Here is a 15633-nt window from a genome sequence, read left to right as displayed (position 1 = left end):
ACGGGAGAGTGCAGAGTCAGCGCGGTTGTTCTTCTTTCTTCCGCGTATTCGAAGGGACGGCTCATGGCACTCTCCCGTTCTGCGCGTCGCACCTCCCGCTGGCTCGCCCTGGCCACCGCCGTGGCCGCGGCCGCCTCGCTGGCCTCCGCCCCCGGGGCCTCGGCCTCCGCCGCCGGCCCCACCCCCGGCGCCCCCGGTATCGGTGACCCGTACTTCCCCGACCTGGGCAACGGGGGCTACACCCCGCTCCACTACGACCTCGGCGTGAGCTACCAGCCCGACTCCGGCCGGCTCGACGGCCGGACCACGCTGACCGCCCGGGCCACCCAGAGCCTGTCCACGTTCGACATGGATCTCCAGAAGCTGACCGTCGACCAGGTCAAGGTCAACGGCCGCACCGCGGGCTTCTCCAGAACCGGCGACGAACTCGTGATCCGGCCCGCCCGCCCGCTCCCGCGCGGGGAGCGCTTCGCGGTCACCGTCGTCTACCACGGCGTCCCCCAACCGCTCAGCGGCCCGATCGTCTTCGGCTCCCAGTACGGCTGGATGAAGACCAAGGACGGGGTGTTCGTCGCCTGCGAGCCCAACGCCGCCTCGACGTGGTTCCCCTCCAGCGACCACCCGGACGAGAAGGCCACCTACGACATCCGCATCGACGCCCCCAAGGGCCTGACCGGGGTCTCCAACGGGCGGCTGGTCGGCTCCGGGGAGCGCGGCGGCCGTGCGTGGTCCCACTGGCGCGAGACCCGCCCGATGGCGCCGTACCTGGCGACCGCCACCATCGGGAAGTTCGACGTGCGCACCGGCACCACCCCCGGCGGCACCCCGATCTACGTCGCCACCGACCCCACCCTCCCGACCGGCAAGGTCGACGTCTACGGCGTCACCGCGGAGGCCACCGACTACTGGTCGAAGGTCTTCGGGCCGTACCCGTTCGAGGAGACCGGCGCGATCGTGGACGACATGCCGCAGGCCGGCTTCTCCCTGGAGGTGCAGTCCAAACCGGCCTACTCCGCCGTCCGCAGCGAGTCCACCATCGTCCACGAGCTGGCGCACCAGTGGTTCGGCGACTCGGTCTCGGTCAAGCAGTGGAAGGACATCTGGCTCAACGAGGGCTTCGCCACCTACGCCCAGTGGCTGTGGGCCGAGCACCGCGGCACCGCCACCGCCCACGACGCCTTCCGCAAGGCCTATCAGTCCCTGCCGGCCGGCGACCCGTTCTGGAAGATCAAGGTCTCCGACCCGCAGCGGGACACCATGTTCTCCGATGCGGTCTACCAGCGCGGGGCGATGACCCTCCAGGCGCTCCGCGAACGCATCGGCGACCGGGCCTTCTTCCGGCTGCTGCCGGCCTGGACCGCGCGGCACCGCTACGGCAACGCGGACACCGCCGACTTCATCGCGCTGGCCGAGAAGGTCTCCGGGCAGCGCCTCGGCGACCTCTTCCACACCTGGTTGGACACCCAGAGCCGCCCCGCGCTGCCGGGGGAGTGACCGGCTAGCCGGCCTCCTCCTCGGCGCCCCGGCCGCGCAGGTGGTGCGGCCGGGGCAGGTGCAGCCCCAGATAGAGCGCGCCCATCCGCAGTGCGAACACCAACCCCGCCGAGACCACCGCGGCGGGGTTGGCCCCGGCGCCGAGGCGGTCCATCAGCAGGTAGCAGCAGGCGCCGGCGAGGGCGGCGATGGCGTAGACGTCCTCGCGCAGCAGCAGCGGCGGGAACTCCCCGCACAGCACGTCGCGGATCACCTCGCCGGTCACGCCGGTCAGCACCGCCAGGATGATCACCGCGAGCGGGGTGGCGCCCGCCGAGATCGCCGCCCGGGCCCCTATGACGGTGACGACGGACAGTCCGATCGCGTCCGCCACCAGGAGCGACTTCCGCGGCAGCGACCAGAACCGCAGATAGACGATGGTGCCCACGCCGACGCAGATGATCAGCGTCAGCAGTACCCAGTCGTGCGTCCAGTACAGCGGCCGCCGGTCCAGGATCAGATCGCGCAGCGTGCCGCCGGAGATGGACGCGGCGAACGCGATGACCAGGCCGCCGAAGGGATCCATGTTGGCGCGGTAGGCCGCCAGCACGCCGCTCGCGGCGAAGGCCGCGACCCCGACCAGGTAGAGCAGATGAAGCATGCGGTCATGATGACAGCCGCGGAACGGGGCACTTCGGGCGCGTTCCCCTTTCGGCCGCGACGCGGTCCTTGAAATTGACACTACCGGTCGGTAATCAATCCGTGTACCGTGCCGCCATGGCAACGGTGACCGCAGGAAACAGCGAGTTCGACCGCGACACCGCGGTCGCCCGGCGCGCCCCCGGCGTCTACGACGCCCACCTCTCCGCGGGCTGGACGATCATCAACGCCGTCAACGGCGGCTATCTCCTCGCCCTGTTGGGCCGCGCCCTGGGCGACGCGCTCCCGCACCCGGACCCGCTCACCGTCACCGCGCACTATCTGACGGCCTCCGTCCCCGGTCCCGCCGTCATCCGCACCGAGCTGGTCCGCACCGGCCGCACCCTCTCCACCGGCACCGCCACCCTCGTCCAGTTCGCCGACGACGGCACCGAGGTCGAGCGGATCCGGGTGCTGGCCACCTACGGCGACCTCGCCGCCCTCCCCGACGACGTCCGCACCACCGCCAAGCCCCCGGCCCTCCCGCCCTACGAGCACTGCCTGGGCACGGAGAGCGCCCCCGACGGCAAACCGGCGATCCCCGGCAGCACCGCGATCGCCGAGCGGCTCGACCTCCGGCTCGACCCGGCCACCCTCGGCTGGGCGGTGGGCGCCCCGTCCGGCAACGGCCAGATGCGCGGCTGGTTCGGACTGGCCGACGGCCGCGACCCCGACCCGCTCTCCCTCCTGCTGACGGTCGACGCCCTGCCGCCCACCGCCTTCGAGTTGGGCCTGCGCGGCTGGGTCCCCACCGTCGAGCTGACCTGCCACGTCCGGTGCCGCCCGGCCCCCGGTCCGCTCCGGGTGGCCATCACCACCCGCAACCTGGCCGGCGGCTTCCTGGAGGAGGACGCCGAGGTCTGGGACTCCGCGGACCGCCTGGTCGCCCAGTCCCGCCAGCTGGCCCGCACGGTCCTGGTGTCGTAGCGGTCCGTGAGGCCGCCCCCGGCCGGAACCGCCGGACCGGTCCCGGCCGGGGGACCGGGCGACGACCCGGTGACGTCACGTCCTAGCCCAGGAACTCCCGCAGCGCCACGGCCAGTTCGCCCGGTGCGTCCTCCTGGACCAGGTGGCCCGCCCCCTCGATCAGGCGCAGCCGCGCCCCGGGGACGCGCGCGGCCAGCTCCTGCCCCCGGGCGACCGGAATCCAGGTGTCCGCGGTGCCCCAGCAGACCAGCGTCGGCACCGCGATCTCCCCGTACCGCCCGGCCACCTCGTCGGTGAACCGCTGGTCGTTCTGCGCGATCTGGCGGTAGAAGGCCGGCTGCCCCCGGTCCGTGCACCACGGCTCCACCAGGCGCTCCAGCACGTCGGGACGGAGTCCCGGACGGCTGGCCGAGGAGACGTACTCCCGCACCAGCGCCCGGTGCAGCTCCCGCGGCAACTGCCTGAAGACCTCGGCGTGCGCGCCCAGCAGCCGGTACGTCGGCGACCCCCAGGGCGCCAGCGCCACCGGGTCGACCAGCGCCAGCCGTTCGTACCGCGCCCCGTGCAGCAGATGCGCCCGCAGTGCGACGCAGCCGCCGAAGTCGTGCGCCACCACCGCCGGCCGGCGGTCCGGACCGGTCAGCCCCCAGTGCGCCAGCAGCTCCGTGAAGACCGCGGCCTGCGCGGCCAGTGAGACGTCCTGCCCGTCCCGCATCTCCGAGGCGCCGTACCCCGGCATGTCCCAGACGTACACCTGCCGCCCCGCGGCCAGCGCCCGGGCCACCCCGCGCCACACGAACGACGAGAACGGCGTCCCGTGCAGCAGCACGACCGGCGCCGCCCCGCCTCCGGCCCCGTCCCTTTCTCCCAGCGAGGTCCACCGCACCTCGCCCGACGCGCTCCGGAACGTCCGATCCAGCAGCCACTCTGTCATGACCGTAAGGCTAGTGACTCCTTACAGGGGCTGTCGAGGCCGAAGTACGGCTTGCGCTCCGAGGAATGCGCCCCCGCACGGGGCACGCGCGCCAGAGGGGCTCGTAGAATCGGCGCACCATGGTTTACCTCGACCACGCCGCCACCACCCCGATGCTTCCGGAGGCGGTGCAGGCGATGACCGCCCAGCTGACCGTCACCGGCAACGCCTCCTCCCTGCACGCCGCCGGCCGGCGGGCCCGGCGCACCGTCGAGGAGGCGCGGGAATCACTCGCCGCCTCCCTGGGTGCGCGCCCCAGCGAAATCGTCTTCACGGCGGGCGGCACCGAGGCCGACAACCTCGCGGTCAAGGGCCTGTACTGGTCCCGCCGGGCGGCCGACCCGGCCCGCACCCGGATCCTGGCCAGCCCCGTCGAGCACCACGCCGTCCTGGACGCCGTCGAGTGGCTCGCCGAGCACGAGGGCGCCACCGTCGACTGGCTGCCGGTCGACGGCCACGGCCGGGTGCACGCCGAGGCGCTGCGCGAGGCCCTCGTCCGCAACCCCGACGACGTCGCGCTGGCCACCGTCATGTGGGCCAACAACGAGATCGGCACCGTCCAGCCGATCCGCGAACTGGCCGAGACGGCCAAGGAGTTCGGCGTCCCGCTGCACGCCGACGCGGTCCAGGCGGTGGGCCAGCTGGACGTCGACTTCGCCGCCTCCGGACTGGCCGCGATGACCGTCTCCGGCCACAAGATCGGCGGCCCGTACGGCATCGGCGCGCTGCTGCTGGGCCGGGAGTACGCCCCCGTGCCCGTGCTGCACGGCGGCGGGCAGGAGCGGCACGTCCGCTCCGGCACCCTCGACACCCCGGCCGTCGCCGCGTTCGCCGCGGCCGGCCGGTACGCCGTGGCGCACCGCGCGCAGTTCGCCCGCGAGATCGGCGCGCTCCGCGACGACCTGATCGCCGCCGTCCGGGCGGCCGCCCCCGACGCGATCCTGGGCGGCGACCCGGACCCGGCCGGACGCCTCCCCGCCAACGCCCACTTCACCTTCCCCGGCTGCGAGGGCGACTCCCTGCTGCTCCTCCTGGACGCCCAGGGCATCGCCTGCTCCACCGGCTCCGCCTGCACCGCCGGCGTCGCCCAGCCCAGCCATGTGCTGCTGGCCACCGGGATGTCCCAGGACCTGGCCCGCGGCACGCTCCGCTTCTCCCTGGGCCACACCTCCACCGCCGCCGACGTCGCCGCCCTGGCGGACGTCATCGGCCCGGTGGTGGAGCGGGCCCGGGGCGCGGGGCTGAGCTAGGGCCGTCCGCCGGGCGGCATGTACCGGCCGTCGGTCGGGACGGGGCCGCGGACGTCTTTGCCGCTCCTCGTCCCGCGTCCGGCCCGTCGCCGCGATGCCTTCCACAAGGCTTTCCGGGCGCTCCGCGGTTGCGATTACTCTTGAGGGGCTATGACTGATGCCGCCGCCCCCCGCCTCCGCGTCCTCGCCGCCATGTCCGGCGGCGTGGACTCCGCCGTCGCCGCGGCCCGCGCCGCCGAGGCGGGCCACGACGTCACCGGCGTCCACCTCGCGCTCTCCGAGAACCCCAAGTCCTTCCGCACCGGCGCCCGCGGCTGCTGCACCATCGAGGACTCCCACGACGCCCGCCGCGCCGCCGACGTGATCGGCATCCCCTTCTACGTCTGGGATCTGGCCGAGCGCTTCCGCGAGGACGTCGTCGAGGACTTCATCGCCGAGTACGAGGCCGGCCGCACCCCGAACCCGTGCCTGCGCTGCAACGAGAAGATCAAGTTCGCCGCCCTGCTGGACAAGGCGCTCGCCCTCGGCTTCGACGCGGTGTGCACCGGCCACTACGCCCAGGTCGTCCGCCGCGAGGACGGCACCCGCGAACTGCACCGCGCCACCGACATGGCCAAGGACCAGTCCTACGTCCTCGGCGTGCTCGACGACCGCCAGCTGGCGCACGCCCTGTTCCCGCTCGGCGACACCCCCACCACCAAGGCCGAGATCCGCGAAGAGGCCGCCCGCCGCGGCCTGTTCGTCGCCAAGAAGCCCGACAGCCACGACATCTGCTTCATCGCCGACGGCGACACCCAGGGCTTCCTCGCCAAGCGGCTGGGCACCGCCGAGGGCGACATCGTCGACGAGTCCGGCGAGGTCCTGGGCACCCACGACGGCGCCTTCGGCTTCACCATCGGCCAGCGCAAGGGCCTGCGCATCGGCACCCCGGCCGCCGACGGCAAGCCCCGCTACGTCCTCGACATCTCCCCGGTGGACAACACCGTCACCGTCGGCCCGGCCGCCTCCCTCGACGTGACCGCGCTCACCGCCATCCGCCCCCGCTGGTGCGGGCGCCCCCCGGAGGCCGGACCGGCGCTCTACACCGCCCAGCTGCGCGCCCACGGCGGCGAGACCGAGGTGCGCGCCGAGCTGATCGACGACACCGAGCTGCGGGTCTCCTTCGCCGCACCGGTGCGCGGCGTCGCGCCCGGCCAGGCGATCGTCCTCTACGACGGCACCCGGGTGGTCGGCTCGGCGACGATCGCCACCACCACGCGGCGCCCCGCCGCCGCGGCGGCCGAGCAGCCGGCCGGCTGACCCCACTGGGCGCACCCCGCGGCGGGGCCCCGTGGGCCTCCCGGGGCTCCCTGCGGCCCGTCCGCACCTCCCGTCTGCCCCGTGGCGCACGCGAGTTGGGGAAAACACATACCGGATTGGCGCGTCGGGCACATTGGCCCTCGATCCGGCGGCCGACGCCGCATAAGGTCTGCGATGCGACGGGACACCCACGGCCCCGCGTCGACGGTTCAACGGCGATCCGGACGGCACGCGGCTTTCGTCCACGAAGGGAACGGAAGTCATGTCGACTGTTCAACCCGAGGTCACGCACGACGGTCTCACCGCCGAGCTGGCATCCGTGCACGCCGAGCTGATCCGCAGGAACCCCGGCGAGGCGGAGTTCCACCAGGCGGCCCTGGAGGTACTGGAGACGCTGGCACCGGTGCTGGCCGCCCGCCCCGAGTTCGCGGACGCCAAGGTCCTGGAGCGGATCGTCGAGCCGGAGCGGCAGATCATGTTCCGCGTGCCCTGGCAGGACGACTCCGGGGAGATCCGGGTCAACCGCGGTTTCCGGGTGGAGTTCAACAGCGCGCTCGGCCCGTACAAGGGCGGCCTGCGGTTCCACTCGTCGGTCAACCTCGGCATCGTGAAGTTCCTCGGCTTCGAGCAGATCTTCAAGAACGCGCTGACCGGGCTCAACATCGGCGGCGGCAAGGGCGGCAGCGACTTCGACCCGCACGGCAGGTCGGACGCCGAAGTGATGCGCTTCTGCCAGTCCTTCATGACCGAACTGCACCGCCACCTCGGCGAGCACACCGACGTGCCGGCCGGCGACATCGGCGTCGGCGGCCGGGAGATCGGCTACCTCTTCGGCCAGTACCGCCGGATCACCAACCGCTGGGAGGCCGGCGTCCTCACCGGCAAGGGCCTGGCCTGGGGCGGCTCCAACGCCCGTACGGAGGCCACCGGCTACGGCAATGTGCTCTTCACCGAGGAGATGCTCAAGCAGCGCGGTGAGGAGCTGGACGGCCAGCAGGTGGTCGTCTCCGGCTCCGGCAACGTCGCCCTCTACACCATCGAGAAGGCCCAGGCGCTCGGCGCCAACGTCCTGACCGTCTCGGACTCCGGCGGCTACGTCGTCGACGAGAAGGGCATCGACCTGGCACTGCTCCAGCAGATCAAGGAGGTCGAGCGCGGCCGGGTCGCCGACTACGCGCGGCGGCGCGGCGCCTCGGCGAAGTACGTCGCCGGCGGCAGCGTCTGGGACGTCGCCTGCGACGTCGCACTGCCCTCGGCCACCCAGAACGAGCTCGACGCGGACGCCGCCCGGGTCCTGGTGCGCAACGGCGTCAAGGCGGTCTCCGAGGGCGCCAACATGCCCACCACCCCCGAGGCGGTGGCGCTGCTGAAGGCGGCCGGTGTGGCGTTCGGCCCGGGCAAGGCCGCCAACGCCGGCGGGGTGGCGACCAGCGCGCTGGAGATGCGGCAGAACTCCGCCCGCGAGACCTGGTCGTTCGAGCGCGCGGAGGGCGAACTCGCCACCATCATGCGGGGGATCCACGACACCTGCTTCCAGACCGCCGAACGCTTCGGACGGCCCGGCGACTACGTGGCGGGCGCCAACATCGCCGGCTTCGAGCGGGTCGCGGACGCGATGCTGGACCAGGGCCTGATCTGACGGCCGCGCCCGGCCCGGTGGCGGCGGACGGATCGCACCACCACCGGGCCCGGGGCGCACCGGGCGCGCCGTAGGGTGAACGGCATGAATATCTGCGTCTTCTGCTCCGCCGCCGACCTCGACGACCGTTATGTCACGCCCGCCCGGGAGTTCGCCGAAAGGATCGGTAAGGGTGGACACGCCCTGGTATGGGGCGGTTCGGACACCGGGCTGATGAAGGTCATGGCGGACGGCGTCCAGGAGGCCGGCGGCAAACTGCTCGGCGTCTCCGTGGAGTTCCTGGCGGACAAGGCCCGGGCCGGCGCGGACGAGATGGTCATCACCAAGGACCTCGCCGAGCGCAAGGCGCAGTTGCTGGCGCGCGCCGACGCCGTCGTCGTCATGGTGGGCGGCACCGGCACGCTGGACGAGGCCACCGAGATCCTGGAGCTGCGCAAGCACGGGATGCACAGCAAGCCGGTGGTGCTGCTGAACACCGCGGGGTTCTACGACGGCCTCAAGAGCCAGTTCGAGCGGATGGCGGCGGAGGGCTTCCTCCCGGTGCCGCTGGCCGACCTGGTCCACTTCGCCGAGGACGGCGCGGGCGCGCTGGCCCACCTGGAGCAGCGGGCGGGCGTCTAGTGCCGCGGAGATCCGTCCGAAGCGCCCTGGCGTTCGTGGTGCTGACCTGCGCCTCTTCGGGGAGCACGCCGTAGGATCGGCCCCATGGGTACGCATCTGATCACTGGCGCCGGTTCGGGCATCGGAGCGGCGCTCGCGCGTCGGCTCGCCGAGCGCGGCGAGGAGCTGTGGCTGCTGGCGCGGGACGTCGGCCGCGCCAAGGAACTGGCCGAGCGGTTCCCCGGGGCCCGCACCCTCGTCGGTGACCTGGCCAACCCCGAGAAGCTCGACTGGGCCTTCGGGAAGCAGGCGCTGCCCGAGCGGCTCGACTCGCTCCAGCACATCGCGGGCGTCATCGAACTGGGCGCGGTCGGCGACCTGCCCGCCAGGGCGTGGCAGCGGCAGCTCGCGGTCAACCTCGTCGCGCCCGCCGAGATCACCCGCCTGCTGCTGCCGCTGGTGCGGGTCGCCCGCGGCGACGTGGTCTTCGTCAACTCCGGCGCCGGGCTGAACGCGAACGCCAACTGGGGCGGGTACGCGGCGAGCAAGCACGGCCTGAAGGCGCTGGCCGACGCGCTGCGCGCGGAGGAGCACGGCAACGGCGTCCGGGTCACCTCGGTCTACCCGGGGCGCACCGCCACGCCCATGCAGGAGTCCACCCACCAGCAGGAGGGCAAGGACTACGACGCCTCCCGGTGGATCGACCCGGAGTCGGTGGCCACGGCCATCCTCGCCGCGATCGACCTCCCGCGGGACGCCGAGATGAAGGACGTGGTGGTCCGGCCGGGCCGGTGACCGCCGCCGACCCCGGGGCCCCTTAGACGGCCCGGCCGCTTTTCGCCCCCGTGCACCGCGCGGGGGCGTCGTGCTGCGCGGGGGCGAGCGTGCCGCGGCCGGCCGACGGCGGCGGGCCGGGCGGAGGTTGGGGCCCCCGGCCCGCCGCCGCATACCCTTCCGGGGTGAGCGAGAACAGCAGGCACAAGTGGGCCGCGGGCGTGGCGACCGGCATCGGGTCGATGCCCGGCGGTGACGCACGCGAAGCGGCGAAGACCGTCACCGGATCGCTGGAGGACTTCCCCTTCCTGCCCGAGCTCCCGGCCCGGGGGCCCGGCGCCGACATGCTCGGGCGGACCCTCGGCATGCTCGTCGAGCTCTACGCCCATGTGGAGCCCAGCGGTTGGCGGATCAGCGACCGGCCCGGCCGCGACACCCGCCGGGCCCGCGCCTGGCTCGGCGAGGACCTCGACGCCCTGGAGGAGTTCACCCAGGGGTACACCGGGCCGCTGAAGGTCTCCGCGGTCGGCCCGTGGACCCTGGCCGCCGGCCTGGAACTGCGAGGCGGCGAGGCGGCGCTCGGCGACCCCGGCGCCTGCCGGGACCTGACCGCGTCCCTCGCCGAGGGGCTGCGCGGCCACCTCGCGGACGTCCGGCGGCGGGTGCCGGGCGCCGAGCTCGTGCTCCAGCTCGACGAACCGTCGCTGACCGCGGTGCTCCAGGGCCGGATCAGGACCGCGAGCGGCTACCGCACCCACCGGGCCGTGGACCGCGCGGTCGTCGAGGGCGCGCTGCGCGACCTCGTCGGGGCGGCCGGCGGCGCACCGGTCGTGGTCCACTCCTGCGCGCCGGAGGTGCCCTTCGCCCTGCTGCGGCGGGCCGGCGCGGCGGGCATCGCGTTCGACGCCGGACTGCTCACGGAGCGTGAGGACGAGGTGCTCGGCGAGGCGGTCGAGGGCGGTACCGCGCTGTTCGCTGGCGTGGTGCCGGGCGTGGACGGCCGACTGTCAGACCCTGCCGGTAGCGTCATGGGTGTCCGGACGCTGTGGCGCAGGCTGGGGCTGGCACCGGGACTCCTCGCGGAGTCCGTGGTGGTCACCCCGTCGTGCGGCCTGGCGGGCGCCTCGCCCGCCTACGCCCGCGCGGCCCTCGCCCACTGCGTCCGGGCGGCGAGATCACTCGCAGACAACCCAGAGTGACCGCTTTCGACAGGACACGGGAGGACAAGACGGTGGCTGGCGAACAGCACGCAGCGGCATCCGAGGTGCCGGCCGCGGCGCGGGAGGAGCACGCGCGGCTCGCTGCGCAGATCGAGGAGCACCGCTTCCGGTACTACGTGAAGGACGCCCCGGTCGTCAGCGACGCGGAGTTCGACGCGCTGCTGCGCTCCCTCGTGGCCCTGGAGGAGGCGCACCCGGAGCTGCGCACCCCGGACTCCCCGACCCAGAAGGTCGCCGGCTCCTACGCCACGGAGTTCACCGAGGTCGCCCACCGCGAGCGGATGCTCTCGCTGGACAACGCCTTCGACGACGAGGAGCTGTCGGCCTGGGCCGAGCGGATCGCCACCGAGCTCGGCGGCGACCCCAGGAGCGCCGGCTACCACTTCCTGTGCGAGCTGAAGGTGGACGGCCTCGCGGTCAACCTCACCTACGAGCACGGCCGGCTCACCCGTGCCGCCACCCGCGGCGACGGCCGCACCGGCGAGGACATCACGCCCAACGTCCGCACCATCGCCGAGATCCCGCACCGCCTCACCGGCGAGCGGGTCCCCGACCTGGTCGAGATCCGCGGCGAGGTCTACTTCCCGATGGAGAAGTTCCTGGAGCTCAACGAGCGCCTGGTGGCCGACGGCAAGCCCCCGTTCGCCAACCCCCGCAACGCCGCGGCCGGTTCGCTCCGCCAGAAGGACCCCAAGGTCACCGCCACCCGCCCGCTGCACATGGTGGTGCACGGCCTCGGCGCCCGCGACGGCCTGGAGATCGACCGCCTCTCCGAGGCGTACGACCTGCTCAAGGAGTGGGGCCTGCCCACCGCGACGCACAACGAGGTCGTCGACTCCCTCGCCGCCGTCCGGAAGTTCATCGCCCGCTACGGCGACCCGGAGACCCGCCGCACCGCCGTCGAGCACGAGATCGACGGCACGGTGGTCAAGCTCGACGAGATCCGGCTCCAGGGCCGGCTGGGCGCCACCTCGCGCGCGCCCCGCTGGGCGATCGCCTGGAAGTACCCGCCGGAGGAGGTCAACACCAAGCTGGTGGACATCCGCGTCGGCGTCGGCCGCACCGGGCGGGTCACCCCGTACGCCGTCGTCGAGCCGATCACCGTCGCCGGTTCCGAGGTGGAGTTCGCCACCCTGCACAACCAGGACGTGGTCAAGGCCAAGGGCGTGCTGATCGGCGACACCGTCGTCATCCGCAAGGCGGGCGACGTCATCCCGGAGATCCTGGGCCCGGTGGTCGACCTGCGGGACGGCACCGAGCGGGAGTTCGTGATGCCGGCCCAGTGCCCGGAGTGCGGTTCGCTGCTCCAGCCCGCCAAGGAGGGGGACATCGACCTGCGGTGTCCCAACGCCCGCTCCTGCCCCGCCCAGATCCGCGAGCGGCTGTTCTACCTCGCCGGCCGCAAGTGCCTGGACATCGAGAACTTCGGCTATGTCGCCGCCACCGCCCTCAGCCAGCCGCTGGAGCCCGCCGAGCCGCCGCTGAAGGACGAGGGCGGCCTCTTCGACCTCTCCGTCGAGGAGCTGCTGCCCATCAAGTCCCATGTGCTGGACCCGGATACGGGCCTGCCCAAGCGCGACCCGAAGACCGGCGAGGACAAGGTCGTCACCTTCTTCGCCAACCAGAAGGGCGAGCCGAAGAAGAACACCCTCACCATGCTGGAGAACATCCAGGCAGCCAAGGCGCGCCCGCTGGCCCGGATCCTCACCGGGCTGTCGATCCGCCACGTCGGCCCGGTGGCCGCCCAGGCACTGGCCCGGGAGTTCCGCTCCATCGACCGCATCCGGGAGGCGAGCGAGGAGGAACTGGCGGCCGTGGACGGCGTCGGCGCCACCATCGCCGCCTCGCTCACGCAGTGGTTCGCGGTGGACTGGCACCAGGAGATCATCGAGCGCTGGCGGGCCGCGGGCGTCCGGATGGAGGAGGAGCAGACGGGCGAGGCGGGCCCGCGCCCATTGGAAGGCGTCACCGTCGTGGTAACGGGCACACTCCAGTCACACACCAGAGATGGCGCGAAAGAAGCGTTGCAGGGTCTCGGTGCGAAGGTGACCGGATCCGTTTCCAAGAAGACCGGATTCGTAGTAGTGGGCGACAACCCCGGTTCGAAGTACGACAAGGCCATGCAGTTGCGGGTTCCCGTGCTGGACGATGATGGCTTCGCTGTGCTGCTGGAGCAGGGCCCCGAGGCGGCACGAGCGGTAGCTGTCACTCCGCCTGAGGAGGAGTGAGGTGTCACCCCATCGGCGCATACCAGATTGATCCGGGAGGCCGGGTCGCATTCGGGCAACCGCTGCGGATCGCTGCCCGTGGGGGCCTTCCGCGGCCTACTGTTGACGTGTGCGCCTGCCGTGGCGCGGGCACAGCCGGCTGTGAGAGGGATCGGAATGAAACCGACCGACAGCGCCGCTCCGGCGTCGCGGCTCCGCCGGCTCGTGGTGCCCGCGTTGCCGGCGGCCATCGTCATGGCGGCGGGCGTCGCGCTCGCCGCCGGTGTGCTGGGCACTCTCGGCGGCGGCGAGCCGCTGTTCCCCGCGGGAGCCGTCGGCTGGTCGCTGGCGATGCTGACCGGCGTCCTCGTCGGCCATCTGGTCGCCCTCGGCCGCGACCGGTGGTGGGGCGGCACCGGCTCCGGGGCGGCCCTCGCCCTCGCCGTACTCCTCCTGTACGGCTGGATGCCGGCCGTCCTGGTCAGCCTCATCGTCGTGGTCCTGGTCGGCGCCGCCCGGCGGCAGCGCTGGCGACAGGCCCTGTTCCACGGGGGCGTTGACGTCCTCGGCATCGGCGCCGCGGCGCTCGGCCTGTCGGCCAGCGGGGTGCACGCCGACATCCGCCGCCCCTGGTCGCCGCATGCCTGGGACCTCACCGTCCTGCCCCAAGTCCTGGTGATGGCCGGGAGTTACCTCCTCGTCAGCCGCGGGCTGCTCTGGGTCAGCCGGCTGCCGCTCGGCGGCGGCCTGCCCGCCATCGCCCGCACGACGGTGGTGCGGCAGTCGCTGATCGGCATCGCGCTGCTCGGCATCTCCCCGCTGATCGCGGTCTGCGCGGTCAACGCCCCTTTGCTGCTGCCCCTGTTCGCGGTTCCGCTGATCGCCCTGGACTCCACCCTGTGGATAGCCCGGGCCCGCGCCGAGGAGCAGCTGCGCGACCCGCTCACCGGCCTGCCCAACCGCCAGTGGCTGCTGGAGCGCACCTGGACGGCCCTGGACGAGGCCGAGCGGGCCGGCACCCGGGCCGCCCTCGTCCTGATCGACCTCGACCGCTTCCGCTCGGTCAACGACACCCTCGGGCACCTCGCCGGCGACCGGCTGCTTCTCCAGATCGCCGACCGGCTGCGGCACGCCCTGCCACGGGGCGCGGAGGCCGCCCGGCTCGGCGGCGACGAGTTCGCCGTCCTGCTGCCGGCCACCGACTCCCTCACCAGCTCCCAGCGGGTGGCCCGCAACCTCGTCGCGGCCCTCAGCTCGCCGCTGGACCTCGACGGACTGACCCTCGTGCTGGAAGCCAGCGCGGGGGTCGCGGTCTTCCCCGAGCACGCCCTGGACGCCGAAGGGCTGCTGCGCCGCGCCGATGTGGCGATGTACCAGGCCAAGCGGGACCGCAGCGGCGTCGAGCTCTACGAGGCCAAGCGGGACGGCAACACCCCCGACCGGCTCGGCCTGCTCGGCGATCTGCGCCGCGCCCTGGACGCCGGCGAGGTGGAGCTGCACTACCAGCCCAAGGTCGGCTTCGACGGCCGCGTCGCGGGCCTGGAGGCGCTGGTCCGCTGGGTCCATCCCGACCGCGGCCGGGTCCCACCGGACGAGTTCATCGCCATCGCCGAGTCCTCCGGCCTGATGCCCCGGCTGACCGAGTACGTCCTGGAGACCGCGCTCGCCCAGGTGGCGCGCTGGCGGGCGATGGGCCTGGAGGTGCCGGTCGCGGTGAACGTCTCACCGCGCGATGTGCACTCCCCGGGCTTCGCCGGCGCGGTCGCCGCCCGGCTGGCCCGACATCGGGTCCCACCGGGCGCCCTCCAGTTGGAGATAACCGAACACGTCCTCCTGGAGGACCCGCAGCGGGCCGCCGACACCCTCGCCGGACTCACCGCACACGGCGTGAAGATGTCCCTGGACGACTTCGGCACCGGCTACAGCTCCCTGGTCCACCTGAGGCGCCTCCCGGTCAGCGAGCTCAAGATCGATCGCTCCTTCGTCGCCCGGCTGGCCGTCGACACCGAGGACGCCGAGATCGTCCGCTGCACCCTCGACCTCGCCCACTCGCTGGGCCTCCTGGTCGTGGCCGAGGGCGTCGAGGACGACGAGACCTGGGAGCGCCTGCGGGACCTCGGCTGCGACGCCGTACAGGGCTGGCTGGTGGCCGCCGCGATGCCACCGGACGAGACCACGGCCTGGCTGAGGGCCCGCGGTGAGCACGGGTGGCACCGTGCGTCGGAGACGTCCGCCCTGGCGGCGGAGAAGGCAGCCGAGCGCCCTTCGGGACAGGTCCTGAACTGACCCGGCCACCGGCCGTCCCGTTTCCCCGCTCCGACACCACCGCGCAAGACCCCACACCGGCAACGCCGGCAGCACCCGAGTCCGCGGCAGCCGCGGCGGACACGTCCGCACCGGTTGCGTGCACACCGGATGAGCGCACGCCGGATGAGTGCGCACCGGAAGAGTCCGGGCAGGGCGCGTCGGCACCAGGTGCGCCCGCGTCCGACGAGCCGGCACCGGACGCGTCCGTGCCGGTTGAGCCCCCACCAGAGGGGCCGGCACCGGACGAGCCCGCACCGGGCGCCTC

12 protein-coding genes are annotated in these 15633 nt (G+C 73.2%); 10 read left to right on the top strand and 2 right to left on the bottom strand.

Translation table 11 applies throughout. The features are described 5' to 3' along the window. Positions 1-63: 63 nt before the first annotated feature. The gene (locus tag ACIQE0_RS18290) at positions 64-1494 is read left to right on the top strand and encodes a M1 family metallopeptidase (RefSeq protein WP_402333161.1); all 1431 of its coding nucleotides are present in this window, start codon (positions 64-66) and stop codon (positions 1492-1494) included. 4 nt (positions 1495-1498) lie between these two features. Here ACIQE0_RS18290 and ACIQE0_RS18285 read toward each other — a convergent pair whose 3' ends face one another. Further along, entirely contained in the window at positions 1499-2134 is a 636-nt protein-coding gene (locus ACIQE0_RS18285) for a trimeric intracellular cation channel family protein (RefSeq protein ID WP_402333158.1), read from the bottom strand. Positions 2135-2250: 116 nt separating this feature from the next. On the opposite strand from ACIQE0_RS18285, the gene ACIQE0_RS18280 reads away from it, so the two are divergent. After that, positions 2251-3099 (top strand): thioesterase family protein, encoded by an 849-nt coding sequence (locus tag ACIQE0_RS18280; RefSeq protein WP_402333155.1) that lies wholly within the window; start codon positions 2251-2253, stop codon positions 3097-3099. An 82-nt stretch (positions 3100-3181) separates the two neighbouring features. On the opposite strand, the gene ACIQE0_RS18275 is transcribed toward ACIQE0_RS18280, so the two are convergent. Then, entirely contained in the window at positions 3182-4033 is an 852-nt protein-coding gene (locus ACIQE0_RS18275) for an alpha/beta fold hydrolase (protein WP_402333151.1), read from the bottom strand. 119 nt (positions 4034-4152) lie between these two features. On the opposite strand from ACIQE0_RS18275, the gene ACIQE0_RS18270 reads away from it, so the two are divergent. From ACIQE0_RS18270 to ACIQE0_RS18235, 8 genes are all read left to right on the top strand, one after another. Beyond that, positions 4153-5322 carry a cysteine desulfurase family protein gene (locus tag ACIQE0_RS18270; protein WP_402333148.1) on the top strand — a complete coding sequence of 390 codons (1170 nt, stop codon included), beginning with the start codon at positions 4153-4155 and terminating at the stop codon, positions 5320-5322. A 150-nt stretch (positions 5323-5472) separates the two neighbouring features. Next, entirely contained in the window at positions 5473-6621 is a 1149-nt protein-coding gene (gene mnmA / locus ACIQE0_RS18265) for a tRNA 2-thiouridine(34) synthase MnmA (protein WP_366330713.1), read from the top strand. Positions 6622-6883: 262 nt separating this feature from the next. Further along, on the top strand, positions 6884-8260 hold the full coding sequence (gene gdhA, locus ACIQE0_RS18260) for an NADP-specific glutamate dehydrogenase (protein WP_366330712.1): 1377 nt from the start codon (positions 6884-6886) through the stop codon (positions 8258-8260). 84 nt (positions 8261-8344) lie between these two features. Then, complete coding sequence (locus tag ACIQE0_RS18255; RefSeq protein WP_366330711.1) at positions 8345-8881, top strand: TIGR00730 family Rossman fold protein; 537 nt, start codon at positions 8345-8347, stop codon at positions 8879-8881. 84 nt (positions 8882-8965) lie between these two features. Beyond that, complete coding sequence (locus tag ACIQE0_RS18250; RefSeq protein ID WP_366330710.1) at positions 8966-9655, top strand: SDR family oxidoreductase; 690 nt, start codon at positions 8966-8968, stop codon at positions 9653-9655. A gap of 221 nt (positions 9656-9876) precedes the next feature. Beyond that, on the top strand, positions 9877-10833 hold the full coding sequence (locus ACIQE0_RS18245) for a methionine synthase (RefSeq protein ID WP_402333268.1): 957 nt from the start codon (positions 9877-9879) through the stop codon (positions 10831-10833). 32 nt (positions 10834-10865) lie between these two features. Further along, positions 10866-13082, top strand: a complete 2217-nt coding sequence (ligA, locus tag ACIQE0_RS18240) for an NAD-dependent DNA ligase LigA (RefSeq protein WP_402333143.1) — start codon at positions 10866-10868, stop codon at positions 13080-13082. A 156-nt stretch (positions 13083-13238) separates the two neighbouring features. Continuing rightward, the gene (locus ACIQE0_RS18235; RefSeq protein WP_402333140.1) at positions 13239-15347 is read left to right on the top strand and encodes a putative bifunctional diguanylate cyclase/phosphodiesterase; all 2109 of its coding nucleotides are present in this window, start codon (positions 13239-13241) and stop codon (positions 15345-15347) included. Positions 15348-15633: the final 286 nt, after the last annotated feature.

This window comes from Streptomyces sp. NPDC093097, from assembly GCF_044754325.1.
Classification (GTDB): Bacteria; Actinomycetota; Actinomycetes; order Streptomycetales; family Streptomycetaceae; genus Streptomyces.
This window is presented reverse-complemented; position numbering and strand designations above follow the sequence as displayed.

Excerpts from the sequence above, each read along its gene's own strand:
- ACIQE0_RS18270 (WP_402333148.1), top strand. The coding sequence starts at position 4,153 with ATGGTTTACCTCGACCACGCCGCCACCACCCCGATGCTTCCGGAGGCG.
- ACIQE0_RS18285 (WP_402333158.1), bottom strand. The coding sequence starts at position 2,134 with ATGCTTCATCTGCTCTACCTGGTCGGGGTCGCGGCCTTCGCCGCGAGC.
- ACIQE0_RS18290 (WP_402333161.1), top strand. The coding sequence starts at position 64 with ATGGCACTCTCCCGTTCTGCGCGTCGCACCTCCCGCTGGCTCGCCCTG.
- mnmA (WP_366330713.1), top strand. The coding sequence starts at position 5,473 with ATGACTGATGCCGCCGCCCCCCGCCTCCGCGTCCTCGCCGCCATGTCC.
- gdhA (WP_366330712.1), top strand. The coding sequence starts at position 6,884 with ATGTCGACTGTTCAACCCGAGGTCACGCACGACGGTCTCACCGCCGAG.
- ACIQE0_RS18280 (WP_402333155.1), top strand. The coding sequence starts at position 2,251 with ATGGCAACGGTGACCGCAGGAAACAGCGAGTTCGACCGCGACACCGCG.
- ACIQE0_RS18255 (WP_366330711.1), top strand. The coding sequence starts at position 8,345 with ATGAATATCTGCGTCTTCTGCTCCGCCGCCGACCTCGACGACCGTTAT.
- ACIQE0_RS18235 (WP_402333140.1), top strand. The coding sequence starts at position 13,239 with ATGAAACCGACCGACAGCGCCGCTCCGGCGTCGCGGCTCCGCCGGCTC.
- ACIQE0_RS18245 (WP_402333268.1), top strand. The coding sequence starts at position 9,877 with ATGCCCGGCGGTGACGCACGCGAAGCGGCGAAGACCGTCACCGGATCG.
- ACIQE0_RS18275 (WP_402333151.1), bottom strand. The coding sequence starts at position 4,033 with ATGACAGAGTGGCTGCTGGATCGGACGTTCCGGAGCGCGTCGGGCGAG.
- ACIQE0_RS18250 (WP_366330710.1), top strand. The coding sequence starts at position 8,966 with ATGGGTACGCATCTGATCACTGGCGCCGGTTCGGGCATCGGAGCGGCG.